We start from the raw sequence: 25,485 nt of genomic DNA on the forward strand, positions 1-25,485 counted from the left end.
CCTAAATATCTACTTCCATATCTTTTTCAGCTAACAGTACCTCGCCCTTATAAAGGGTTCTCGCTTCCGTTACCAGCTGCTCCAGTTCTCCGAAATGGGGTAAATGGGTCAGTATCAGCTTTCGTGCATTGGACTTTTGGGCAAGATTACCTGCATCAAGACTCGTCATGTGACCAGCGTTCGAGGCATCCATCCCTCCATAAAAGTTACATTCACATAGAAGTAAGTCAGCGTCCTGTCCAAATGAAACGAATTCTTCCCTAAAAGCAGAATCTGCTGTATAAAACAGGGCTTTACCGTCTGCTTCAATTCTCATTCCGTAGCATGGAACAGGATGCTTGGTCTTCACAAATGTTACGGTGAAGGGACCAATTGATAAAGACTTATCTGCGTTATATTCGTGGGCTTTCATTAAATCCTTATATGTAATGGTTTCAAACCCCTGCTGATCTTCCCTATGGGTATATACCGGTAATGTACCTTTATTTTTCCCAAGAAAATATTGAATCAACAAAGCGTGTTGTAGTACACCGATATCTGCCACATGATCCGGATGATAGTGGGATAAGAGGACCGCATCCAGATCTGTTGCCTCTACGTGATGTTGCAGGTGGGACAGTACACCACTGCCACAGTCTATAAGCAGGTTAAAGCCATTAGATTCAAGTAAATACCCGGAACTTGCTTCTCCTGCCTTCGGGTAACCGCCCCATTGCCCAATTATGGTTAGCTTCATGTTTGAACCTCGCTTTTCACATTAGTATGTACCCATACTATACTTCATTCTGCCTATTTTTTCATTTTTTTCGCCCATTTTTGAATTAATGGTTGACGAAACTCATACTGTTATAATACAATAAAATAAATTAACACATCAGTTATATAACACGAACAATTGATGGGTGAATACAAATTTACGGAGGGTGATGAACATGGTAAAAAATATTGTTGAGTTCTTTCGGAATTTGCCGCCTAAGTCTTGTGCACAATGTGGGGATACAATTGAGGAACAGCATGAATGCTACGGTATTTATTGCGAGAAATGTACGACTGACTACGAATATTAAGAATTAGGAAATGAAGGGGTAATAAAAAGGATGCTCTCCATGAAGAGCATCCTTTTTATATTTATTGTACTTCTACTGTTTCCATTGTGTGTTCGTGTATTTCTTCCCCTTTGGTAACATGCACCTGTACATTATAAGAACCTTTTTCCGGGAATGTGTAGGAACCGCTATACTTGCCGGCTTCATCCGGTGTCAGATCCACCCATTCGTGCTTCTCCTGTCCATCCTGATATATTTCAAAACGAACCCTGGCATCTTCCAGTGGAGCTTCTTCGTTCTCAACATGGACCATCATGTCAGCTTCTTCACCGGCTGTAATACTGTCAGGCTTCATCAGATGAATAGATACGGTACTTTCATGGTCGCCATGATGGTGATCCTCTCCCGCTTCGTCATGTTCCCCTGCTTCTGCATTACCAATCACAATCTCTGTCTTTGGCATCGTATGCATATCGCGGGCGGTCACATGAACCTGTACGGTATACATGCCGTCTTCTTCAAACGTCTTATCTGCCTTGTATACCCCGTCCTTGTCATGCTTCGCTTCAATCATTTCACTTTCTTCTTTATGATCATTTTTCCAGATCTCATATTTGACTTCACCGGCATCTTCAACGTTCTCATCACCTTGTGTGACTTTCGTTGAAAGGGAAACGGTTTGACCCTTTTCCCCTTTTTCAGGTACGTCTAACTTTGCCTCGATTGCTTCTAATTTCTCATCGTCTTTTGCTCCGTTATCTTCATTTGAATTACCGCATGCAGCGATAAACAATGCAAGAAACCCTACCAGCATAAACAAACTTAATTTTTTCATGATTGGTCCTCCTAATATCTTTCAGTGTATCACCATTATGTACCTCTCCCCAATTAGTATACACGTTCATGTTTACGAAGGGTTTGTCCATTTTATGAAGAAAAAACGGTAGATGTGTGTGACATCTACCGTTTTTTTCCTTAAGCTTCTACTGTTTTTGTATATTGTTTCTTGAATAACCCTACAAAGAACACGGCAGTCAATGCGACAAACACAATGAAGTATCCAAGCAGGATGAAGAGGTTTTGCCACATGAAAGCAAAGTCCCCGCTCGAGATGACCGCTTTGAAGGCTGATACCGAGTATGTCATCGGTAACAGTGCACTGATTGGTTGCAGTGCAGTCGGAATTAGTTCGAGTGGGAATGTACCGGCACTCGTTGTTAATTGCAGAATCAAGATGATGATGGCGACGAATCGTCCCGGATCACCAAGGATTGTAACCAGCATTTGAATCAATGCCAGGAATGTGAGACTCGTAATAATAGTAGAAAGTAAGAATAATGGTACACTTTCCACTTCAAGACCCAATCCAAAGAGTATAATGGCTGCTGCAATCAATGATTGAATGATCCCTACTGTCGTAAGGACAGTAAATTTACCCATGAACCAGCTCATTCCGCTTGATGGGCGATTGGATGGTTCTCTGAGCGGATACACAATTGAGATTAATAGTGCTCCTACAAATAGTCCAAGGGACAAGAAATAAGGAGCAAATCCAGTTCCGTAGTTTGGAACATGATTGATTTTCTCATTTTTCACGTCAACCGGACCTGCCATCATGTCGTACGTATCATCATCGGCTTTGACACTGTTGGCTTCTTTTGCTGCGTCTTTTAATTTCGCTTCGTATTCCGTTGTACCGTCTGATAGTTTCGTTGTTCCATCCGCAAGCTCAGTTGAACCATCGGCAAGCTTTCTGGAACCGTCGGCAAGCTTAGTGGATCCGTCATATACCTGGTTAAGACCTGAGCTCAGTTCATTCGCTCCTGAAGCAAGGCCAACCGTTCCCTGGTATACGTCTCCAAGTTTCTCATTTAATAAACCGTAGTTTTCCACCACTTGATTTTGACCGGCTACAAGCTGATTAGAACCTTCATCCAGCTGAGTTGATCCGGCTACAAGCTGATCGACGCCGCCTTGTAATTTTTTCTGGCCATCATTTAATGCACCAATTCCCCCTGCAAGAGAATTCGCTCCTTTTTGAAGCTCAGTGGCACCATTGCTTAAAGCTCCAGTACCTGTTTGAAGTCCAGATGCTCCCTGCTTGATTTGATTAATGGCAGCCTTTAATTCAGCCTGCTTTTCTTCAGGCAGGCTTCCCATATAAGGAGCCAATTCATTCTCAAGCTTAGTGGCACCTGCTCCGATAGCTTGAGCCCCAGCTTGTGCACTGTCAGCTCCACCTTTTAGGGCACCGATCTTTTCAGCCAGTGTTTGAGATCCTGCTTGCAGTTTGGCTGTATTGTCTACTGCACTGTCAAGCCCAGCATCCACCTGTTCCAAACCGGCCTTGCTTTTATCGATTCCGGCAGCAAGGGAATTCATCCCTGATTGGATATCCTGCGTTCCTTTATATAATTGTTGTGATTTATCCGTCATGACACCGACACCGTCAGATAGTTCCTGAGAACCTTTTGCCAGTTTCTCGGCACCTGCACGGGTCTTTGCCACACCGTCTGTCATCTCGACGTTCTTTTCAGCAAGAACTGCTAGATTGTCTTTTAGCTCTTTGGCTCCTTGTGAGAGATCGATGGCTCCATTGTTGATTTCACCTGCTGTATCACTGGCAGTCTGGAAACCATCTCCCATATCCTGAATTGTATCAAACATTGTTTCAGCATAGGTTTCAGATACCGATTTAGAGAGGCTTGCTTTGATCTCTTTCATCGCCGTATCCCCGATTTGAGCTGATAAGAAGTTGAAACTTTCATTCGGTACATATTTTAAAGAAAGCTTCTGAGGTTCATCTTCTAACAATGTTGTACCATTTTTAGAGAAGTCCTCTGGAATTTCCACAAGCATGTAATAGTCCTGTTTCTCCAGATTCTTATAACCTTCCTCTTTATCGACAAAGTGAAAATCGAATTCGTTGCTGTCTTTTAATTCATCAACCAGATCCGATCCGATATGCAATTCCTTTCCGTCAAACTCCGCGCCCTGATCGCTGTTGACAACGGCTACGGGAAGGTCGGAAAGCTGCTCGTATGGATCCCAGAATGCCCATAAGAACATGCCGCTGTATAGTACAGGTATAAAGAGCACGGCTAGAATTGGAATGAGCAGCTTCTTGTTGCGAAAAATCGCTTTGAATTCTGAACCAACAAATGATTTTTTCATGTTTACCTCCTGCTAATTTTAAAAATGGAACTATTGACCAATAAGTTCAAACGGTCATTATGGAGTGGGAATAATTGACTATATTATTCAAATAGTCAATTTTTATCAAAAATGAAGGACTATCTAATTCGATAACCCCTTAATGATATATAGTTCAAACAAGTCGGCAATTTCATCTTTATCCAGTGGACCATGAGTACGTTCCCAATCAAAAATCAAGGAAACATATAGCTTTAACAGAACAAATGCAGTCATTTCGGGATTGCATGGTTTGATTGCTTCTGAGGCAATGGCCTTTTCTATCCGATGACTAAGGAATTTGATCACTACTTTCTCCATGCGGTCAATCACTTCAGATACTGCAGGCGTCCCCATTTCGCGGGCTTCCTGGTATAATTTGATGGTCAGCTTATGCTCTTTTCGAAATTCAAGTAAACGAAATAGTGCCGCATGAACATTTTCTGAGAATGTTGAATCTGGATTAATGACTTCTTCTGCTTCATGGGTCATTTCTTTAATGAGTGATGAGACAATCTCATCGAATAACTCTTCCTTGTTTCTGAAGAATGTATATATCGTGCCCTTTCCAACGTTTGCCAGTTTAGCTACTTGATCCATCGTCGTGGCTTTATAACCAAACAAAGAAAATGAATTGGTAGCAGCCTCGAGTATTTGTTTCTTACGATCAATCGCCATGACCTCACTCCTTTTTTGACCGTTTGACCAAATTTGTTATTTAGTCATTTTGTTAACATTGATAAATTTATCACATCTTCGATCATTACACAAGAGATATTTTTCAGTTTCTAAAGCCAAGGATTCTTCATATCGAATGAGCCCTCTTGAATAGGCTATAGGTATAAGGTTTGTAAGGAGGTGCAATATGAATATTTACGTAGTGAAAAGCGGCGATTCACTCTGGTCGATCGCGTCAAAATATGGTGTGGAAGTAAACCAGATTGCTTATGGGAATCAGTTGAAAAATCCGAATCTACTTATTATCGGACAAAGTCTTCTCATCCCTGAACCTTTAAAGGAGTATATTGTACAGCCTGGCGACACGTTATATAAAATCAGTCAAAAATATCAAATGGACATGGGAGAATTAGAAGCATTCAATCAAATCTCTGACCCGTCGACACTCTTTGTCGGTCAATTGATCGTGATGCCGGCATTCATTCATAAAGTCAGACCCGGTGACACAATGTATACCATTTCTTATAATTATAAAGTTCCCATGCAGCAGATATTAAATGCAAATGCCATTTCTAATCCATCTCTTATTTATCCCGACCAGGAGATTAAAATTCCAAATACGAAACAGATGATTGAAGTAAATGCCTATACGACCAGGACGGATGGGGAAGGGATCGCTGAAGTGAATGGATTGGGGAGCTATTTCACTTACCTGGCCCCATTTACCCACTCCATCACGGGTGAAGGCAACATTACAAAATTGAATGATGACGGTCTTATTTCAGCAGCCAATAGTCAAACCGTTGAACCCCTATTGGTGTTGACAAATTATGTGGATGGAAAATTCGACTCTAATCTTGTCGCAAAAATATTGAGGAATGAATCTCTGCAGAACACATTAATTTCGTCCATCGTGAAGGAAATAGAAACGAAAGGTTATAAAGGCCTGAACATTGATTTCGAATACGTTTATCCAGAAGACAGGGAAAATTACAATTCCTTTTTAAGAAGGACCGTGAAAGTATTAAAGCCTAAGGGCTATTCTGTTTCAACCGCCCTTGCACCTAAAATGAAGGGCGACCAAAAGGGATTGTTATACGAAGCCCATGATTATAAGGCTCACGGGGCAATCGTCGACTTTGTTGTCCTCATGACTTACGAATGGGGGTGGGCTGGGGGTAAACCGTGGGCGATCGCTCCCATCAATGAAGTCAAAAAAGTACTGGACTATGCCGTGAGCGTCATCCCCCGCAAAAAAATCCTCATGGGGACTCCCTTGTATGGACGTGACTGGAAAGTTCCATGGGTTGATGGAACCTTCGCTAAAACCGTCTCTCCCCAGGGTGCCCTGGATTTGGCGAGCAAATATGGGGTACGCATTCAATATAATGACCAATATCAATCTCCCTTTTTCAATTACTGGGATGAAAGTGGTCAGCAACACGAAGTTTGGTTTGAAGATGGAAGAAGCATGCTGGCAAAGCAAAGAGTACTTGACGATTATGGATTAAGAGGTCTTAGCTACTGGGTTCTTGGTTCAGCTTTCCCACAGAATTGGCTGCTTCAGCATTCAAGATACCAGGTTAGAAAGTAGGATCCAGCATTCTTTAAATAGGACCTTCATACCCAAAAGACCACCAGTTCCCCGGTGGTCTCATTCATTTTAAATAATCCAGCACTTTACATACGGTCTTTTCCCCCTGACCGATACAATCGGGGATGCTTAACCCGTCATAAGAACTTCCGGCGATAAATACCCCCGGGAGACTCTCTTCTGCTTCATCAATCATTTCCCGAATCCGCTCCCGGTGGCCAACCGTATATTGCGGCATGGAGTTTTTGTATCTGGAGACGATCGTGAAATCCGGTTGCCCCTCAATATCCATTATCTTACTCAAATCATCCATCACGATCTGCTCGATGTGATCATCAGATAAATCCACGATGGTTTCGTCACCGGATTTACCCAGGTAGCCACGCAATAATGCTTTCCCATCCGGAGCCGTATGCGGCCACTTTTTATGCGTCCACGTCCCTGCAGTCAAAGAGTAATCGCTATTTCTTGAGACGAGAAATTCTGTACCGGCGATATCTTTTTTAATGGCCTCTTGAGAGAAGCCCATTGCAACTGTAGCAACAGATGTAGCCGGCATGCTTTTTAAGAAAGATAAGAATGGATAGGATGAAAACATGGTTTGTAATACATGATGCGGGGTGGTGACGATAACGCTGTCTGCTTCCATCTGCTCCCCGTTTGTAAAGGTTATCGTATAATCATTTTGGACTTCTTTGTCTATACTGGTTACTTTCATGCTTTTGAATACTGTATTCGGTTCCAACCCTTCCTCCATGGCATCAATGAGGGATTCGAGCCCTCCAGTAAAGGTTAAAAAGTTCCCTTCTTCATTGGAAGTTGAACCTTGTCCGCTTTTTTTAATTCCGGCGATTAAGCTGCGATGTTTCTGTTCTAGTTCATATAGTTGCGGGAATGTGGACATTAAGCTCAATTGATCGATATCCCCTGCGAAAATACCTGTTAAGAGAGGTTCAATTAAATGGTCGACAACCTCATCTCCCATTCTCCTTCTGAAGAATCTTCCCAGGGACTGATCTTCACTTTCTTGTGAACGGGGAAGAATGAAATCAGCCGCAGCCCTCATTTTTCCTGATAGTGAAAATAAACTTGTTGTGATGAAAGGGGCGATTTGAGTTGGAATTCCTACGATTGATCCACCTGGTATGGGATACAGTTCACCACCGGCTATTACATAGGACGTGCCCTTGCGATTTCGAACCAGGGTATTCTCTATTCCTAGTTTTTCCGCCAGGCGTGAGACTTCCGGTTTACTTGATAAACAAGAGTCCGGTCCCTTTTCTATAACATAGCCGTCCTTCTTGAGGGTCTGGACCTTCCCCCCCAGTCGATGAGTGGCTTCAACAAGCTTCACTTCAATAGGAAGATTTCTTTCTTTAATTTCCTGTTGCAAATAATAAGCCGTGGTTAATCCGGTGATTCCCCCACCTATGACTACGACCTTTTTGGTTTGTTGTTCCAACACGTTCATCGCCTTCTTTAACAAATGATCTTTAATCCCACTAATAGAGAAGGACTAAAGCTGTGAGCGTGCACTCAATTGCTTCAGTCCTTCCTGTGTAGCAAAAAAACGAAAATTATTTAGTAAGATGTTTCAACACGACTTCTGCCATGGCATCAATGAATTCCGGTTTGGCATTTGGCATTTCAGGACGATAATAGGAAGCACCGATTTCATCTGTCACGACTTTACATTCATAATCATTGTCATAAAGAACTTCAAGATGATCAGCAACGAATCCTACAGGAGTGTATACAAAGGTCGTATACCCTTTCTCCTTATGAAGGTCCCTTGTTAGATCCTGCACGTCTGGTCCGATCCATGGATCCGGAGTATTTCCTTCACTTTGCCAGCCAACTGCGTATTCAGTCACACCTGCTCCCTCTGCAATCATTTTTGCTGTTTCCTCTAATTGCATCGGATAAGGATCACCTGATTGCAGGATGCGTTCAGGCAAGCTATGAGCAGAAACGATCAGGACTGCTTTATTGCGCTCCTCATCAGCCATTCCCGCATAGGTTTCTTTTACACGATCAACCCAATATTGAATGAATTTTGGCTCATCGTACCAGCTTTCAACAGAAGTAATGTTCGGACCACCCAATTTTTCAGCGGTTTCTTTCGCGCGTCCATTGTAGGATTTAACGCTGAATGTTGAGAAATGTGGGGCGAGTACGATGGAGACGGCTTCATCAATACCGTCTTTATGCATTTGTTCCACGGCGTCTTCTACGAAAGGCTCGATATGCTTTAATCCTAAGTACATTTTAAATTCGATGTCATCTTGAACCGTGTTCAGATGTTCTTCCAGGCTCTTCCCTTGATCGAGCGTGATTTTCGCCAGTGGTGATATTCCCCCGATTGCTGCGTAGCGCCCACGTAAGTCTTCCAGTAGTTCATTTGAAGGGGCTCTTCCGTGGCGGATATGTGTATAGTAGCGTTCCAGATCTTCTTCTTTATATGGCGTTCCATAAGCCATCACCAAAAGGCCCATTTTTTTCTTTGACATCCCAATTCACCTCATTATCAGTATCATACATTCCATTATTGTGCCATGTTCTTCTGATAGAATCCATGTACGGGCACTCCTGAATGTGCTCTACCTGGCACTATATTCATGTACGAAGGCTGCCAAGCGCTTTAATGTATCAGGATTAACTTGCGGGAATACCCCATGCCCCAAGTTAAAGATATGACTTGGAAAATCCATGCCCTGATCCAGGATTTCTTTGGCTTTTTCTTCAATCACGTTCCACGGAGCCAGCAGTATGGCAGGATCAAGGTTCCCCATAACCGTTTTAGAGATGCCTCTGTCTCTTGCTTCTGCAACAGGCAATCTCCAATCCAGACCGACAACATCAATCGGAAGATCGTGCCATTCATTTGCCAAGTGACTCGCGCCTACCCCAAACATAATCAAAGGTACGTTCTCTACCTTCAATTCATTAAAAATTCTTTCCATGACTGGCTTGATGAACGTGCGATAATCCTGCACATTCAACGCACCGACCCAAGAATCAAATATTTGGAAAGCAGATGCCCCCGCATTGATTTGAGCTTTCGCGTACGTAACGGTCATGGCCGCCAGCTTATGCATTAAAGCAAACCAAGCTTGAGGTTCTGCATACATGAATGCTTTTGTTTTATTATAATTCTTGGAAGGGCCGCCTTCAATCATATAGCTTGCCATAGTAAAAGGCGCACCGGCAAAACCGATTAACGGAACGGATAACTGTTCTTGAGTGAGTAATTTAATCGTGTCCAATACATAAGGAACATCCTGTTCAGGATTGATTTCTCCCAGTTTTTCAACATCTGCTGTTGTTCGAATCGGGTTGTCTATGACAGGTCCGATACCTGATTTGATTTCTACATCCACCCCAATTGAAGGAAGGGGTGACATGATATCCTTATAAAGAATTGCTGCATCGACGTCATATTGCTCGACGGGCAGTCTTGTGACATATGCACAAAGTTCAGGTTGATGCGTAATTTCGAACAGAGAATATTTCTCCTTGATTTTACGGTATTCAGGTTGTGAACGTCCCGCTTGTCTCATATACCAAACCGGAGTATAGTCCGTGTTTTCTCCCCTTGCCGCTCGTAAAAAAGTATCATTCATCAGTTTCATACCTTTGTTCGTCCACCTTTCTATGTAACTCATTATTCCCATTGTAAACTAATATGAGTTGATTCTAAAATTGTCTTATTCTAATAGGCTGTTTTCGTAAATATTGTAGCTACAGAAGAAGCGAGTGATAGTTGAGTATAGCGAGAGGTGCTCGCTTTCCGCGGGGCGGGCGGTGAGCCTCCCCGGTCGCGTGCGGGGTCTCAAGATCCAGCTGCGGCATCTAGCCCCTCGGGATCGAACTGTCCCGCTATTCCTGCAGGAGTCGAGCACCCTTCCACTTCAATCGACTTTCGGTGTTTAAGCTTTTCAACGTAAAAATACATTTCAATAATGGACAAACCCATACGAAAATATCTTATTAGATTGACCGTCCGAATTGTAACCCTTTTAAACTATAGACGTTTTAGGGAGAATTGTATAGCTATCATGGGAAAATGTCATAAATTTGCCGATTTTCGAGGAAGGAAGAAAAAATATCCATGAATGATGTTACATGAGATACAGAAAAGGGAAGAGTATAATAGAAGTGACTAATTTATTGAGGTGATTTGGATGAAATTATATATGACAACGGGTACACATGATTTTCTTCAAAAAATAATGGATCAGCATCCTGATGAAACAATGATGTTGATGCAGGGGGAAGATGCACTGCTTTTACATGAAACAAGCGGAGAAAGCGTATTTGAATCTCCTCGAAGCTATGAGATTGTCGATCAATCCGGCGCATTGGAAAGCAAAGGGTATGTTGTATTTAACAATATTCCTGTATCAGACGAAGGCAGACCGCTTTTTGAATATCGCTTTAAAAACCGTGCAGGATTAATTGAAGAAGCAGAAGGCTTTACAGCGATTCGTGTTCTTCGCCCTTTAGACAGTGATACATATATAATCATGACCCTGTGGGATGATGAAAGAAGTTTCCTTGGGTGGCAGGAATCCAAGCAATACGAGAATGCACATGCTAAGCGCGGTACAGAAGAAGGAATTGATAATCAAAAGGACATCTTTCCTCGTGCTTCCTATGTAAGTAAATATTACGTTTCCGGTCAATCCTGAAGAGAAAGCTGCCTGTTATCGGGCAGCTTTTTCATTTTTCAAGGCTGTTTTCGTAAATATTGTTGCTTTTGGATGTAGCGAGTTGTGGTTGATTTCCGCTACAGGTGCTCGCTTTCCGCGGGGCTGGCGGTGAGCCTCCTCAGCTGCGGGGTCTCACCTGTCCAGCTACGGCGGCTAGCCCCTCGAGGTCATAAGCTAAATGGTCCAAGAAGGCAAAAGAACGCCTTCTTAGCCCATTCATCTTATGCTTGTCGGGGCTAATCAAGCCGCCTCCGCTTTTCGTACTGTCCAGCGTTTCCCGCAGGAGTCGAGCACCTGCAGCGAGAATCAACTGACGAAAAGTTTGACTATCACAAAGAAAAAGTGGAGATTGCGTATGCCACTGCTTTTTCATTCGTTGCAGTGACTGATTTTATTTAATATTCCAATACTCTTTTTAAACTGATGGTCACAAACCATTTTGCTAGTCACCTACTTACTACGTTAGAGGGTGAAGGGAACTGCGTAGACTCCTACGGAAAACGGGCTTGCTGAGACCCCGGAAGCGGTTTTTGCTGAGGAGGATCGGCCGAACGTCCGTGGAAAGCGGGACTGTTCCCTTCACCCTCCTGCACCACAACTTAAAAGACAGAGCATTGTAAATCTTAGTTTGTATGCGAATAGCAACAATTTTTGCGAAAACAGCCTTTTTCAATCTTTACAATTGCAGTGAAGGTGTACATACATAATTACAAATAATTAACAGTATACTTTATCGTATTGGTCACAGACATCCTGTAATGAAAGGAGGGAAGTTCCAATGAATCAAACATGTCTGCTTTTGCTTGACTTTCAAAAAGCTTTTAGAGACTCTTCATTAGGAAAACGAAACAATCCGGATATGGAAAGAAACGCATATCAATTGCTTCAAGGTTGGAGAGAAAAAGGCTGGCCAGTTGTCCACGTGCAGCATTCTTCTTTCGATATGGAATCACCATGGCATTCAAGTTCAGCAGGGTTCGATTTTATAGAAAATTTCCATCCTTCCAGGAATGAAAAACATATTATCAAGCATTTCACCAGCGCTTTTATCGATACAGATCTGGATTTATATTTAAAGCGTGAAAAGTTTGGATCTCTTGTTGTGATGGGGTTCACCACCAATCACGGTATATCCAGTACCGTTCGAATGGCTAATGACCTTGGGTATGGTGTCACAGTTCCTTATAATGCCACTGCATGCTTTGAAACATACTCGTTTGACGGTTCCCTATTTTCCGCTGAAATCGTTCACGGCTTGACCCTGGCAAATCTTCACCATGAATTTGCCACCATCTCTTCCACTGAATCCCTGCTTTCATCGCGATTGAAATTGAGCAAGCCGGTTATTTTTTAATTTTCGAATCTGTTCTTGAAAGAAGGGGCTTAGTCAAGGGGAATGATATCATTTCCCTTGACTAAGCCCCTTCTGCATTACGTAATGATTCATCAACCAATACTGCCTACTCTTTCGTTTCCGACTTATACAATATACCGTTTCGATTTGCATAAATGGCTGCCTGGGTTCGATCTGCTACTCCAAGCTTGCTCAAAATATTACTTACATGGGTCTTGACGGTCTTGATCCCGATAAATAATTCCTGAGAAATTTCCTGATTCGTCATCCCTTCCCCCAAGCATTTTAGAACATCCATTTCCCTTGAGGTTAGATCTTCATGAGGCATCTTTTCCTGAGGACGAAAACGATTCATCATTTTATCGGCTACTTTTGACGCAATAACGGATTCACCTTTCACCGCTTTATAAACCGCTGCCGTTACTTCTTCCGCACTCGCAGTTTTCAATAAATAACTATGGGCACCCGCTTCAATGGCGGGAAACACTTTTTCATCATCATAATAGCTTGTCAGGATAATAATCTTGCAGGATGGATGAAAGGATAGAATCTTCTTTGTAGCTTCAATTCCATTCCCATTCTCCATCAATAAATCCATTAGTACTACATCAGGCATATAAAGCTTAGCAAGCTGGGCAGCTTCATTTCCACTCTTCGCTTCCCCTAGAAAATCAATTCGTTCTTCAGTCAACAAATAGGTTTTCATACCCAAGCGCACCATCTCGTGATCATCTACAATCATAACTCCTATCTTATCCAATTGCTCTCCCCCCTTTAAATCAAACCGGAATCCGCAGATCGATATACGTTCCCTCTTTTTCTTTAGATCGAATCTGAAATAATCCTCCTATTTCCTCAGCCCGTTCTCTCATCGTCTGAAGACCGTAGGAAGTCATCTTGCTTTCTTTCAAATCAAACCCTTTCCCGTTGTCACTTATGTACAATGTAATATATCCTCCCTTTTTCTCCGTAGCAATCCTCACCTTTGTCGCCTCAGAGTGACGAAGGATATTTGAAAGGCTCTCCTGGATAATCCTGAACATATGCGTTTCTGTCCCTTTCGACAGGTCTTCTATACCCTCGAGGGTGGCGTCGATTTCGATCTGCGTTTTTTCCTTCAATTCCTTTATTAAGATGGATAACGCTTCAGCAAGGCTTTCACCTCTTAAATCAATGGGACGCAGATGAAGAAGAAGTGCCCTCATCTCACCTTGTGCTTTCCCTGCAATGTCAGCTACTTGCTTCACGATGATCGCCGCCTTTTCAGAATCTTTCCCGATACTTTTTTTGGCCGCGGAAGAAAGCATATTTAACGCAAATAATTGCTGACTGACGGAATCATGCAGATCCCTTGCAAGCCTTTGACGTTCTTCCATGACGGCAGCCTGATGAGCCTGATCAGCAAGTTCTGATTTTTCATCGGCAAGCCTCTGAAGTGATTTCACCTGTTCCTGAATGAATACGGCCAGCTGGTTCAACTCATCCGATAAAATCCCAAGCTCATCATGTTCAAACCGATCCACCCTTGCGGAGAATTTCCCACTTCGGAGTAGCGTGACGAAGGTAGATATATCATCGACCCTGCCTTTGAACGTATAACCTGTACGGAACCCGAAATAAATGCTTAACAGCAGTAGAATGATTCCCATCCATATGGTCATATAAATCGATAGTTCGAGGGATATACCCGGTTCCTCTGCAAAGTACAGATAGATTTGCAGTGATATAAAGCACAGCAGAATGGCCATGACGGACATCATTAAAAAACTTTTGAAGATCCAATTTCGAATATTTGAGGATTTTTCCAAGCTCTTCCCTCCTTATTCCGAATTCAATATGTTTAGATACGGGTAATCCGGATTGAACCGATTTTCACATCCACAGACAGCTTTATTTTTTTACTTGCCTCTTCATATTCCGGTGAACGGTAATACAATTCAGAACGTATATCGGCAGACTTCTGATCAAACAACTTTACATCCCCTACCTGGACCTTCAGGGTGATTTCCACCGGTACATTTTCCGGTATGATCATCTTTACATCACCTATCCACCCTTTGATGGCAATTGGTGTCTCCCCATCCGGGATGAAAGCCTTACTGAAATCGAAATAGTAATCTCCTATGGCGTTGTAAAGTCTCATATTTTCCAGGGGCCAGTTCGGTTCGGAAAACCGTATGTCACCGACGATAAATCCTCTGTTGATTTTATTTTTCTTCTGTAGGATCTTCTCTCCCAAAGGTTGATGTTCATCGTCTATTTCCGGGATTTCATCAAAGGGATAATCACTGCTTATACTCACTTTGATCGGTTTATTCCTTACTACCCTGTGAATGGCGATGGCGATGATAAAAACCGGCCAAAGTTTCCACCAATTTTCATAATCGAAATGGACCAAATCATAGCCGTTCAGGATGATTAATGCCCCCAGCACCAGACTAAACAACCCGAATAATAGTTTACCGAAGCTTTTTTTCAAAAAGCTGTCCACTGACCACTTCAAACCCATGAGTATTAACAAAATAGGAATAATATTGACAAATATCTGCGTTATTTCCAAGGAAATGACACCTATATTCAATAGTAATAAGAACAACCCTATCACCATCAACATAAATGAGAAAAACCATTGTTTTCTTCCTTTATACCTCATACGAGCACCACCTTCATGTCACTTGTTAGATTCGCTATTGTCCTTTCTTATTCCTGTTATTCCTTCCATTATAAAATCATTTCCTCGGTCCTTTGAGGAGCACGGGCATGATTTCATCTCAGTCCACAGACCGAAAAATGTTTTTTTACTGAATCACACCTTCCCTCCCTTTTCATATTCTATAGTACAGATCAGGGCAAATGCCTAAGGTTTGAGGAAGGATATTTAGAGGAGGTTTTTTTCTGATGGGGATTGATCTGACAGCTCTTCATTGGATTTATTTGATTTTCATAGGATTGATCATACTTTTTATGGTTTTCCGTAAAGACACTACGATCGTATGTATTCTGGGGATTTTCAGTATTGCCTTAGTGGCAACAGGTTCGTTAAGTGGATCGATCAGCAGCATATTTAATAGTTTCATTTTTGCCATCACTGAATTGCTTTCTACTATTCTCGTCATTTCCATCATCGTTGCCATGAGTAAAGGACTGACATCAACAGGGATAAACGATATGATGATACGTCCATTCACTAAGTTCATTCGCACCCCCGCCCTCGCCTATTGGACGATTGGACTTGTCATGATGTTCATCTCCTGGTTCTTCTGGCCATCTCCGGCTGTCGCTCTCTTAGGGGCTGTGTTGGTACCGGTCGCCTTGAGGGTAGGATTACCTGCACTCGGGATTGCCATGGCGATGAACTTATTCGGTCACGGAATCGCCCTTTCAGGGGACTTTGTCATACAGGCTGCACCTAAGCTGACTGCAGATGCTGCAGGTATTCCTGTTTCTGAGGTTATCTCCGCAAGTATTCCCCTTATTATCGTCATGGGAGTGGTCACCACTGTTACGGCATTCATTTTCCTTAAACGGGATATGAAAAGAGGGATACTAACGGTCGATTCCAGCTCCCTGACGACAATGGAACAAGGGCAGGATTCTGCACTTGACCTGTTATCAACAGGATGGAAAAAAGCCATTGCGATTCTTATTCCGGTTTTGTTCGCCCTTGATATTACAGCCATGGTCCTCTTTGATCTTCAAGGCGGGGATGCAACTGCCCTCATCGGCGGAACGTCTATCGTCATTCTCCTCTTGATTTCATTGGCTGCGTACAAAGGAAAAGGACTGGAGAAAACCACCAGCTTCATGATAGACGGATTTCAATTCGGCTTCAAAGTATTCGGTCCAGTGATCCCGATCGCTGCTTTCTTCTATTTAGGGGATTCGGGATTCCAGACAATTATTGGCGATTTCCTTCCATCCACGTCACACGGGATCGTCAATGATCTCGGGGCATCCCTTGCTGCCGCTGTTCCTCTCTCAAAAGCAGTGGGGGCCATTACCCTTACGGCAGTCGGTGCTATAACAGGACTTGATGGATCAGGATTCTCTGGAATATCCCTTGCTGGTTCCGTAGCCAATCTATTCGCAGAAAGCATCGGGTCCGGTATTGCCACTCTCACTGCCCTCGGTCAGGTGGCAGCTATCTGGGTCGGTGGTGGAACCCTTGTCCCATGGGCACTCATACCTGCAGCCGCTATCTGCGGAGTCGACCCATTCGAACTCGCCAGACGAAACCTGCTTCCCGTTGTCATTGGTTTAATTGCCACTACAATCGTGGCCATGTTTTTAATATAGCACGTAGTGACGGACCTTGGATGTAAAGGTCCGTCACTCCTACTTTCCTGGTCTCTTCTCGTATAGGAAGATACATAGTACAAAAAGGGAGTATCCAAGCAGGAAACCGGCGGCAACATCCGACGGATAGTGGGCCTGTTCCACTACTCGGCTGAAGCCTGCCAACAGAGAAAGGATCACGGCAATGGTGAAGAGCGTGATCTTCATTCCCGCTGAAGAAAGCTCTTTACTGATGAAATAAGCGATGACCAGCAGAAAAACAAGTCCAACCATGGCATGACCGCTCGGAAAGCTGAATCCCTCTTCTCCATGAGATAGTGGAGGCCGTTCGCGCTCCATCAATCCTTTGATCAGTTTATTCAGTACGTTACTTCCCGCTACCAATACCACAACGGTGATGATTCCGACAAAGTCTTTCTTGACCCACCAAAGATATAAAATGATTGCAATGGATCCAATTCCTATCATCACTTCAGTTCCAATCACTGAAAACTGTTTCAGAAAATGTAGATTGTTCATATTCGTCAGTAAATACTCTTCTCCGATTATGTCCATTTCGTGATAAACGAAATGAGCGATGGTCATAAACAATACAAACGAGATAATAGCTGTTATGTAATGTATTTTCTTCATCAAATCCCCCTTTTTATTTCTATATGATTAATCACTTCTCACTACAAAATTAGTGTTATAATATTCGTAATATTCACTAAACATTAGGAGGTTCTGCACTTGCTGAATGAATTATATCAAAAATTAGAAGAATGTTGGATAGAAATGGTTAAAATCAGAAGATATCTTCATCAGCATCCTGAATTATCCTTTCAGGAAACAAACACGGCCAAATATATTGCAGACTACTACAAAGGGATTGGTATCCCCGTTAAGGAACAAGTCGGCGGAAACGGTGTCGTAGCCCGGATTGAAGGGGCTCTTCCTGGCAAGATCGTAGCTCTGCGTGCAGACTTTGACGCCCTTCCCATACAGGATGAGAAGGATGTAGAATATCGCTCTACCGTACCCGGTGTCATGCATGCCTGTGGTCATGACGGACATACCGCGACACTGCTGGTATTAGGGAAATCCCTTTATGAAATGCGTGACACCCTCCCTGGGACAGTGGTTCTCATTCATCAGCACGCGGAAGAATATGCGCCGGGCGGGGCAAAGCCTATGATTGAGGCGGGCTGCCTTGAAGGAGTGGATGTCATTTTCGGAACCCATTTATGGTCTACAGAACCGCTTGGAAAGGTACTGTACCGGTCAGGTCCGATCATGGCTGCCGCCGACCGTTTTGAAATTGTGATTAAGGGATCAGGGGGACACGGGGCTCAGCCTCATAAAACGAAGGATTCCATCGTGATCGGTTCTCAAATCGTTTCAGAGCTCCAGCAGATCGTCAGCAGAAGGGTGAATCCGATCGATCCCGCCGTTGTGACCATCGGTTCCTTTATGGCTGATAATGCGTTCAACGTTATAGCTGATTCAGCGAAGTTAATCGGGACCGTCCGCACCTTCAATCCTGAAGTAAGGGACTTTATTGAAGAAGAAATCGGGCAGATCCTGAAGGGAGCGTGCATATCAGGCCGCTGTGAATATGAGTATGTGTATGACCGGGGGTACCCGGCAGTTGTCAATCATTCCGGGGAGACGGAACTGTTCATCCAAAGTTCCGATTCCGTAAATGAAGTCCATACGGTGGAAGAAATCGAGATGCAAATGGGCGGTGAAGATTTCGCCTTTTACCTGGAACATGTGAAAGGAGCCTTCTTCTTTACAGGAGCCAGGCCGGATCATGTGGATATTGCTTTCCCTCATCACCATCCTAAATTCGATATCAATGAAAAAGCGCTATTGATTGCTGCAAAGTCACTTGCTAGTGCTACACTTCTCTATCAAGAGAAACATGCCCCAGCAGAAACGGTTCAGAAATAAGGAAAAAAGGAACGGGGCACATCATTGCGCCCGTTCCTTTCTTAATAAAAACGATGGTTCTGTTCCATTTTACTAACTACCAATACCCACCAGATGAAGAGCGGCTGGAACAATAATCTGATCCAAAGCAACAGTTGATTCGCTTCTTCCTGTCCAGGTGCAGGAATACCTTTAATCGCCGCGTATATATTTGCAGGAAAGACAAGGACTAGGTATATTGCTGTGACAATTCCGGTTTTTTCACGGGTTTTAGGAATTAATAGTAATACAGCCAGGATAAATTCAATGATCCCCGTAATGTAAACGAGCTCTTCTCTTAAAGGGATGAACGCTGGGATTATTTCCGCAAATCCTCTGGCTTCGATAAAATGAAATACGCCTGCTATAAAGAAAAAGATGGAAAATAAAATGAGTCCAGCGATCTTCAATGCTCTCTTCCTTTTATTCATCTATTACTCACCTCACAATGTAATTCTACTTTTTCACTATACACGAAGTCATGCCGAAAATAAAAAAACGCATATGCAATCGGTATGAACCTTCACAAAAAAAGAGCGACCATGAAGGCCGACCCTCTTTCCGATACTATTCTAATTCATTAAAAAATCGAATCCGATAGGCGAATTTTGCCACCTCACCAAGTTGATCAAGAAGCTGATAATTCGCATAAGCTCCCACAACTGCTCCGACGCCCGGGATGAGTTGAAGCATTTTCACAAAATCGATGTAATCCCGGTATTCCTGCTGAAAGGTTTTCCAATCAAGTTCCTTCAGCTTTTCTTTTTCTTCCTCCCAGTTTTCAATGATGCGAAGAACTTCCCTTTTGTGAGAATCACTGGAAAATGCAAGTTGAAAGACATAAAGCAGAAATAAGCGTTCCTCATATTGTTTTGGATCATATCCATGAATCAGTGAGCATTCGCTTAAAAACTTCATCTTAATGGATAAAAGCAAAGGAAAGTCAGCCAACCCAAGAAAAATCCCGCCGGCACCTGTACCTGCCCCTTCAATCATTGCAGCCTTCCGGTAAAATTCCATTCGCTCTTTCATCACAGCTTCCCGTTCCTTGAGACTGGGCATACACGAAATCGTGTAGAGGGAAATCCATTCGCTCCCTTTTAACGTTACCTGCACCATTTTCCTGATGCTTTCGGTCACCACTTCATGTGCTTTTTCGGGTATCCATTGATTCACTTTCGTTTGCGCCTGCTTTGAAACCCTTTGAAAAACGGACGATTTCTTTGTGAATCTACGTTTCCAGGACTCGAGTTCTTCTCTTTCATGGTTCACTTTAGAACCACCATCCTTTTTTATTTGCCTTCACTTATTATACGTTCAACTTACTGGTGCCGTTTCACTAAAACAGGGTTTCCTCCATTTTCTTTAACCGCTGCACTACGTAGAACTGGCTGAAGAAAATGGAAAATGTCAGACCTGCAAGCAACGTGATCATCCCCGGAAGCCATGCCCCTCTAATAAAGAGTGGCAGGGAAAATACAATGGCCTGGATCATCATCGACTGACTCATGATTTTCTGGAAGGAAGATTTTTTCAATTCCCTTGATACAGGGTAAATGAGCACCCATATCTTATAATCAAACCGTTTGAACAAAGGGATCATCTGAAATGCCGTCAAATATAGAAACACCAGGGCCGTAATAATACTGAATATGAATGATGCATTGGAGTAAATCAGCAATGCTCCGATAAGGGTCAACCGAATATAGAGACCTGAGTATTCACTTGTTCTCACTAGCGCCCGAAGATATAAGTAGCGATACGTTGAAGCTTGTGAAAAAGGAGCCTTCACAAGCCAATCAAGCCACTTTCTTCTGTGGACCTTCCCTTTCAGTTTCGGCACATCCGTAAACATATTGGCAATCCGATAAAAGATCAGCATTCGCTGTTCTTCAAGATTGATCAATAAATCCCATTTAAGGTTTTTCTCCTTCGTCGATTGATAAAAATAAAGGGCATATACAACCATTAATAGGGCCACAACGATGGTCATCCATGGGACAGCTCCGGATAAAACAAGGAAAACGAGTGCACCGCTTAACAAAAAGCGGACCAGACTATCCGTCCAATGGGCTTCCTTTTCTTGAAATTTCAACATGAACCAGCGAATATATAGGTTCCATACCTTAATAGCCAGGATTAGGGCAAGTAACGGAAAGAAGCTTGAGAAGCTACTGCCGGAAACCGCTACATACATAGGCATGAGAGCTGCCAAAACAAGGAGTTGTATATAGGATTGAAACATGAAGCTGATCCAGATGCATTTCTTAAAGTAGCTTGTTAATCGTTCTTCCAAAGGTAAAAGAAACACAGCATCCGCTTCCCGTAGAAATGTGTATACGGGACTCCAGGCCAATAAGAGACCAAGTACGAGAGCCATGATCAATGGTGCGGGAAAAGTCGGATCAAGTGTCTTCACCCATTGATTATATGTAAATGCCGCCCCACCCAATGCAAAGATCAGGACGAATAACAAATGGTCATTGAACATGTATTTCAAATACTTCTGAAGCTCCTGGTTATACTCTACAACCCGCTTCTTCCAAATACTTTCCACATTATTCATCATGGGATTCTTCCTTTGTCAGCTGGATATAAATATCATCTAATGTTGCATCAGGCATGGAGAACTCCTTCTGAAGCTCATGAAGCGTGCCTTTTGCCCGGATTCCCCCTTCATGAAGGATGATGAACGAATCGCAATATCTTTCTGCCGTAGCGAGTATATGGGTCGACATCAGGATGCCTGCACCGTTCTGTTTCATTTCCTGCATCCAATCAAGCAAAGACTGTATCCCCAGTGGATCCAATCCTACAAACGGTTCGTCAATGATGTAGAGGCTAGGCTCGATAAGAAAAGCGCACATGATCATCACCTTTTGTTTCATACCTTTTGAAAAATGGGCAGGAAACCAGCTCATTTTCTTCTCCATTCGAAACGCCTTCAAGAGTTTATCTATTCTTCCCTTATATTCGGACTCTGAAAGCCCATATGCCATGGCCGCAAGCTTCAAGTGTTCCTCAAGCGTTAATTCATCATATAAAATCGGTGTTTCGGGTATGTATGAGAATTGCTTGCGGTATTGATCGGCATCCCGTTTCAAAGTATGTCCATTGATGGAGACCTCACCTTGCTTTGCCTCCATCAGTCCGATGATATGTTTGATCGTCGTACTCTTCCCCGCTCCATTCAATCCGATCAACCCGACAATTTCATTCGATTGTATGGAAAAGGAGATATCCTTTAATACCGGCTTTCTTGTATAACCGCCGACAAGATTCTTGATTTCTAATAATGACACGAGCAGCAACGTCCTTTCTCTTCAACGTATTATATCTATTTTACCAAAATTTCTGGGTGTAGGCATATTTGAAAAAGTTGTTTTCGTAAACTTTGTTGTTTATAAGGAAAGTGCTGGATGATTTCCACTTCAGGTGCTCGCTTTCCGCGGGGCGTGAGTTGAGCCTCCTCGGGCTTTGCCCTGTGGGGTCTCAACTGCCTAGCTCCGCCGGCTAGCCCCTCGAGGTCATAAGCTAAATGGTCCAAGAAGGCAAAAAAACGCCTTCTTAGCCCATTCATCTTATGCTTGTCGGGGCTGGTCAAGCCGCCTGCGCTTTTCGTACTTTCCCGCTATTCTTGCAGGGAGTCGAGCACCTTCCGTTCCAATCAACTTTCGAAGCATAGGTTTCTTAAAATGACTAATATAAATATCTATACATTTTATCATCCTTAATTCCCCTTTTTATAAACGGTCGATATTGTTTCTGTAATAAAGATTCTGTTCTTTCAATTGATATTTGCACTAATTAGCTGTGTCACACCAACCTGTTTGGATGGTGTGGGGAACTGCGTAGACTCCCTCGGAAAAACGGGCGTGCGGAGACCCCGGAAGCGAAGCTGAGGAGGCTCGGCCGTTCGTCCGCGGAAAGCGGAGCAGTTCCCCTCACCATCCAGCACTTACTAGATGACAGAGCCTGAAAACAACTTTCCATATTTTAGAACTCATAACCATCCAGCCTTCTGCACAACATAATATCAGAAGGGGCCAGCAATAAGAAAAAGGGGATGGTTGTTAAAGACCAGCTAACCGATTTCACTATTGTTTGCGACTTGAAGGATTCGTCGTCTTCTATAGTGAATGACACACTCACCAAATTCATTTGATCAAAAAATTGATAAATGAGGTGTTTGTTAAAGCACATTTTGACTGAATCAACTTACTTTAGTAGCTTACCTTAGCTTATTAGATAAGGGGATGGTCAGTTTGCACAAAGTCATTCATGTTACCAGCGATTTACACATATCATCCTTATAGCAAATGAGGTGTTTGTCCAAGACGGCATACAGATTCTATTGTCTTAATTGCTTAAATAGCGAAAAGATAAGGGGATGGTCGCATTGAACAATTTTCATTCTAACCCGGAATGGTACACTTTTCGAAGCTACTAACGAATGAGGTGTTTATCAAAGAGAATGAAGCCTGACATATAAACCTTTACAGTATTACCCCTTCTAAGAAGAGAGGCAGGAAATCCGTTCCTGTCTCTTCTTCATTTATTGTCCTATTAATGATAAAATACATACACCATTACTGAAAGGTGGAAATGATTATGAGTGATTGTATTTTTTGTAAAATCATCAATGGAGAAATCCCGGCCATGAAAGTCTACGAAGATGATCACGTCCTTGCTTTTCTTGACATCAGCCAGGTGACGAAAGGTCATACTCTCCTTATTCCTAAAGTACATAAAGAAAATGTATATGAGCTCACACCGGATATCGCGAGTCACCTCTTCACTGTTGCACCGAAGATCGCAAACAGCATCAAGGCTGAATTCAATCCGGTGGGAATGAACCTGTTAAGCAATGCAGGTGAAGAAGCGGGACAATCCGTCTTCCATTTCCACATGCACTTCATTCCACGCTATGGCAATGGTGATGGATTCGGGGCCGTCTGGAAAACCCACAATGATGATTATAGTCAAGAAGATTTGAAAGAGATGGCAGATTCTATCGCTCAGCACCTATCGTAGGATCGTCGACCCGTCCCCTTGCATGTAAAGGAGATTGGGTTTTTCAGAAAATTAAATCTTTGACACCAATCCACTATATGTTATAATGTACCTATCTTTTCGCTAATGGCAACAGTGCACATTGGGAGAAGCAGAATACAAAGTACAGCTTAGTTGAGGAGAGATGAGAAATGAATACAAAAACACTTGTATCCCTATCATTATTAGTAGGGATCGGAGCGGTTCTGCACACAGTGATCCCCGGAATTTTCTTAGGAATGAAACCGGACATGATGCTGACGATGATGTTCTTAGGCATTATCCTGTTCCCGGCAAAGAAAAACGTATTGCTATTAGGCTTATTAACAGGAGTCATTTCGGGACTGACGACACAGTTTCCTGGAGGATTCTTACCAAACCTGATTGACAAGCCGGTCACCGCATTCGTCTTTTACGGATTATTCCTAGCTACAAAGAAAATTACCCGTTCATTAGTAGGCGCTTCTGTTTTAACCGCTATCGGTACGCTCGTATCAGGAAGCGTGTTTTTACTTTCTGCATATGTCATCGTTGGTCTGCCTGGAGCTTTCTTCGCTCTCTTTGCAGCTGTCGTACTTCCGGCAACACTTGTGAACGCCGGAGCGATGTTCGTAGTGTATCCGATCATCAACGGTATCTTAAAGCGTTCATCCATTCAGGAAGCTGTCACAACCGAACAACTATCCTGATCATTGAAATAGAAAAGCCCTCCGGCATTGTGCATCGACACTGACCGGGGGCTTTTTTCTATTAACCTGCCGCAAACCAGAACAGGATTCCTATGAGAAAGGTGATCAAACCACCGGAGCCCATAATGGTAGCGCGCCTTTTCAATATATTCTTAGGAGGATACATACCAGGTCTTTGAATACTGACGAAGTTATACACCATGCTTAAGAATAAAACGACACTGAGAGCAAAGAAACCAAAGATTATTCCGTCCATTCTTTTAGAACCTCCCCCTCTCCACCACTCCTTACCTTTATTTTTATGCTGTCCATTGGAAGGTTATGAACCGACTTGTTTCAATCTGCCTCAAAAGGGAAAAGGAGAATACATACTGATTGTAGAAATATAGTATTATAGAAATAAAAGAACGAGGTGAAAACATAATGAACAAAAAATCCTTGGCTTACGGATTATTGATCGGCGGGGTAGTCGGAGGAGTCGCTTCTCTTCTTACATCTCCTTCATCCGGAAAAGAGATCCGTGCACAAATCAAAGACAAGAAAGACGATTGGACGGGCGTCATCGAGGAAATGAAAGTCCATATCAGTGAATTGAAGGAATCCATCGGGACACTGTCCCAGGAAGGAAAAGAAACCGTCCTTCAGCTTTCCAAAGACCTTCAAGCATCCTTCAAGCAGTGGCAGGCTTCAACTGAACCCAATAACCAGCGCCTTCAGGAAGAAATACAAAGTATCCAGAGAACCATAGAAGAGCTAGAAAAGTCCATCAACTCAACCAATACTGCCAATCAATAACCTGATTCCCCGCTTAGTCTTAGTCCATTTTGGATGAAAGACTTGCGGGGATTCGCTTTTATCATCATTAAATTTTATTTCTTCCATGATTTCTTTCAATATAGTGATTCCCTCTAAAAATCCC

The 25,485-nt window shown here is 42.9% G+C and carries 26 protein-coding genes; 9 read left to right on the forward strand and 17 right to left on the reverse strand.

Annotation, left to right across the window (positions count from 1 at the left end; genetic code table 11):
- Position 1: 1 nt before the first annotated feature.
- The gene (locus tag JI667_RS10250; protein ID WP_206852738.1) at positions 2 to 736 is read right to left on the reverse strand and encodes an MBL fold metallo-hydrolase; all 735 of its coding nucleotides are present in this window, start codon (positions 734 to 736) and stop codon (positions 2 to 4) included.
- Between the two features lie 196 nt (positions 737 to 932).
- Between JI667_RS10250 and yhfH the strand changes: the two genes are divergently transcribed.
- Positions 933 to 1,067, forward strand: a complete 135-nt coding sequence (gene yhfH / locus JI667_RS10255; protein ID WP_079533738.1) for a protein YhfH — start codon at positions 933 to 935, stop codon at positions 1,065 to 1,067.
- 61 nt (positions 1,068 to 1,128) lie between these two features.
- On the opposite strand, the gene JI667_RS10260 is transcribed toward yhfH, so the two are convergent.
- From JI667_RS10260 to JI667_RS10270, 3 genes are all read right to left on the reverse strand, one after another.
- Entirely contained in the window at positions 1,129 to 1,881 is a 753-nt protein-coding gene (locus JI667_RS10260; protein ID WP_206852740.1) for a FixH family protein, read from the reverse strand.
- A 140-nt stretch (positions 1,882 to 2,021) separates the two neighbouring features.
- A complete protein-coding gene (locus tag JI667_RS10265) occupies positions 2,022 to 4,220 on the reverse strand; it encodes a YhgE/Pip family protein (RefSeq protein ID WP_206852741.1) in 2,199 nt (732 codons plus the stop codon).
- Between the two features lie 123 nt (positions 4,221 to 4,343).
- The gene (locus JI667_RS10270; protein WP_206852742.1) at positions 4,344 to 4,916 is read right to left on the reverse strand and encodes a TetR/AcrR family transcriptional regulator; all 573 of its coding nucleotides are present in this window, start codon (positions 4,914 to 4,916) and stop codon (positions 4,344 to 4,346) included.
- 187 nt (positions 4,917 to 5,103) lie between these two features.
- On the opposite strand from JI667_RS10270, the gene JI667_RS10275 reads away from it, so the two are divergent.
- On the forward strand, positions 5,104 to 6,510 hold the full coding sequence (locus JI667_RS10275; protein ID WP_206852747.1) for a glycoside hydrolase family 18 protein: 1,407 nt from the start codon (positions 5,104 to 5,106) through the stop codon (positions 6,508 to 6,510).
- Positions 6,511 to 6,574: 64 nt separating this feature from the next.
- On the opposite strand, the gene hemY is transcribed toward JI667_RS10275, so the two are convergent.
- From hemY to JI667_RS10295, 4 genes are all read right to left on the reverse strand, one after another.
- Entirely contained in the window at positions 6,575 to 7,972 is a 1,398-nt protein-coding gene (gene hemY, locus JI667_RS10280) for a protoporphyrinogen oxidase (protein WP_206853055.1), read from the reverse strand.
- 115 nt (positions 7,973 to 8,087) lie between these two features.
- The gene (gene hemH / locus JI667_RS10285; RefSeq protein ID WP_206852757.1) at positions 8,088 to 9,020 is read right to left on the reverse strand and encodes a ferrochelatase; all 933 of its coding nucleotides are present in this window, start codon (positions 9,018 to 9,020) and stop codon (positions 8,088 to 8,090) included.
- 90 nt (positions 9,021 to 9,110) lie between these two features.
- Positions 9,111 to 10,142, reverse strand: a complete 1,032-nt coding sequence (gene hemE, locus JI667_RS10290) for a uroporphyrinogen decarboxylase (RefSeq protein ID WP_206852760.1) — start codon at positions 10,140 to 10,142, stop codon at positions 9,111 to 9,113.
- A 200-nt stretch (positions 10,143 to 10,342) separates the two neighbouring features.
- Complete coding sequence (locus JI667_RS10295) at positions 10,343 to 10,486, reverse strand: hypothetical protein (protein ID WP_206852761.1); 144 nt, start codon at positions 10,484 to 10,486, stop codon at positions 10,343 to 10,345.
- Between the two features lie 208 nt (positions 10,487 to 10,694).
- On the opposite strand from JI667_RS10295, the gene JI667_RS10300 reads away from it, so the two are divergent.
- Together JI667_RS10300 and JI667_RS10305 are read left to right on the forward strand one after the other, a co-directional pair.
- Positions 10,695 to 11,201 carry an antibiotic biosynthesis monooxygenase family protein gene (locus JI667_RS10300; RefSeq protein WP_206852762.1) on the forward strand — a complete coding sequence of 169 codons (507 nt, stop codon included), beginning with the start codon at positions 10,695 to 10,697 and terminating at the stop codon, positions 11,199 to 11,201.
- 799 nt (positions 11,202 to 12,000) lie between these two features.
- A complete protein-coding gene (locus JI667_RS10305) occupies positions 12,001 to 12,576 on the forward strand; it encodes a cysteine hydrolase family protein (protein WP_206852763.1) in 576 nt (191 codons plus the stop codon).
- Positions 12,577 to 12,682: 106 nt separating this feature from the next.
- On the opposite strand, the gene JI667_RS10310 is transcribed toward JI667_RS10305, so the two are convergent.
- The 3 genes from JI667_RS10310 to liaF are packed head-to-tail and all read right to left on the reverse strand — an operon-like array spanning position 12,683 to position 15,229.
- The gene (locus JI667_RS10310) at positions 12,683 to 13,336 is read right to left on the reverse strand and encodes a response regulator transcription factor (protein ID WP_280515484.1); all 654 of its coding nucleotides are present in this window, start codon (positions 13,334 to 13,336) and stop codon (positions 12,683 to 12,685) included.
- Positions 13,337 to 13,355: 19 nt separating this feature from the next.
- Positions 13,356 to 14,384 (reverse strand): histidine kinase, encoded by a 1,029-nt coding sequence (locus JI667_RS10315; protein ID WP_244668283.1) that lies wholly within the window; start codon positions 14,382 to 14,384, stop codon positions 13,356 to 13,358.
- Positions 14,385 to 14,416: 32 nt separating this feature from the next.
- Complete coding sequence (gene liaF, locus JI667_RS10320) at positions 14,417 to 15,229, reverse strand: cell wall-active antibiotics response protein LiaF (protein WP_206852764.1); 813 nt, start codon at positions 15,227 to 15,229, stop codon at positions 14,417 to 14,419.
- Between the two features lie 245 nt (positions 15,230 to 15,474).
- Between liaF and JI667_RS10325 the strand changes: the two genes are divergently transcribed.
- Positions 15,475 to 16,872: a hypothetical protein gene (locus JI667_RS10325; RefSeq protein ID WP_206852765.1), complete on the forward strand. Its 1,398-nt coding sequence runs from the start codon at positions 15,475 to 15,477 to the stop codon at positions 16,870 to 16,872.
- 39 nt (positions 16,873 to 16,911) lie between these two features.
- On the opposite strand, the gene JI667_RS10330 is transcribed toward JI667_RS10325, so the two are convergent.
- On the reverse strand, positions 16,912 to 17,505 hold the full coding sequence (locus tag JI667_RS10330; protein ID WP_206852766.1) for a phosphatase PAP2 family protein: 594 nt from the start codon (positions 17,503 to 17,505) through the stop codon (positions 16,912 to 16,914).
- A gap of 99 nt (positions 17,506 to 17,604) precedes the next feature.
- Here JI667_RS10330 and JI667_RS10335 point away from each other — a divergent pair, with 99 nt between their 5' ends.
- The gene (locus JI667_RS10335) at positions 17,605 to 18,807 is read left to right on the forward strand and encodes a M20 family metallopeptidase (RefSeq protein WP_280515485.1); all 1,203 of its coding nucleotides are present in this window, start codon (positions 17,605 to 17,607) and stop codon (positions 18,805 to 18,807) included.
- Between the two features lie 41 nt (positions 18,808 to 18,848).
- Here the strand turns inward: JI667_RS10335 and JI667_RS10340 are convergent, their stop codons facing one another.
- The 4 genes from JI667_RS10340 to JI667_RS10355 all read right to left on the reverse strand — a co-directional run bounded on the left by JI667_RS10340 (position 18,849) and on the right by JI667_RS10355 (position 22,127).
- Positions 18,849 to 19,256: a DoxX family protein gene (locus tag JI667_RS10340; RefSeq protein WP_206852767.1), complete on the reverse strand. Its 408-nt coding sequence runs from the start codon at positions 19,254 to 19,256 to the stop codon at positions 18,849 to 18,851.
- 136 nt (positions 19,257 to 19,392) lie between these two features.
- Entirely contained in the window at positions 19,393 to 20,097 is a 705-nt protein-coding gene (locus JI667_RS10345; RefSeq protein ID WP_206852770.1) for an EcsC family protein, read from the reverse strand.
- Between the two features lie 67 nt (positions 20,098 to 20,164).
- On the reverse strand, positions 20,165 to 21,394 hold the full coding sequence (locus tag JI667_RS10350; RefSeq protein WP_244668284.1) for an ABC transporter permease: 1,230 nt from the start codon (positions 21,392 to 21,394) through the stop codon (positions 20,165 to 20,167).
- Positions 21,384 to 22,127: an ABC transporter ATP-binding protein gene (locus tag JI667_RS10355; protein WP_206852771.1), complete on the reverse strand. Its 744-nt coding sequence runs from the start codon at positions 22,125 to 22,127 to the stop codon at positions 21,384 to 21,386. Before JI667_RS10355 ends, JI667_RS10350 begins: the two co-directional genes overlap by 11 nt.
- Positions 22,128 to 23,436: 1,309 nt before the next feature.
- Between JI667_RS10355 and JI667_RS10360 the strand changes: the two genes are divergently transcribed.
- Positions 23,437 to 23,859 (forward strand): HIT family protein, encoded by a 423-nt coding sequence (locus JI667_RS10360; RefSeq protein WP_206852773.1) that lies wholly within the window; start codon positions 23,437 to 23,439, stop codon positions 23,857 to 23,859.
- Positions 23,860 to 24,029: 170 nt separating this feature from the next.
- A complete protein-coding gene (locus JI667_RS10365) occupies positions 24,030 to 24,566 on the forward strand; it encodes a tryptophan transporter (protein ID WP_206852783.1) in 537 nt (178 codons plus the stop codon).
- Between the two features lie 61 nt (positions 24,567 to 24,627).
- On the opposite strand, the gene JI667_RS10370 is transcribed toward JI667_RS10365, so the two are convergent.
- The gene (locus tag JI667_RS10370) at positions 24,628 to 24,822 is read right to left on the reverse strand and encodes a hypothetical protein (protein ID WP_206852784.1); all 195 of its coding nucleotides are present in this window, start codon (positions 24,820 to 24,822) and stop codon (positions 24,628 to 24,630) included.
- Positions 24,823 to 24,989: 167 nt separating this feature from the next.
- Here JI667_RS10370 and JI667_RS10375 point away from each other — a divergent pair, with 167 nt between their 5' ends.
- Positions 24,990 to 25,361 (forward strand): YtxH domain-containing protein, encoded by a 372-nt coding sequence (locus tag JI667_RS10375; RefSeq protein WP_206852785.1) that lies wholly within the window; start codon positions 24,990 to 24,992, stop codon positions 25,359 to 25,361.
- The last annotated feature ends 124 nt before the right edge of the window (positions 25,362 to 25,485 follow it).

The organism is Bacillus sp. NTK074B (genome assembly GCF_017303375.1).
Lineage (GTDB): Bacteria > Bacillota > Bacilli > Bacillales > Bacillaceae_B > Rossellomorea.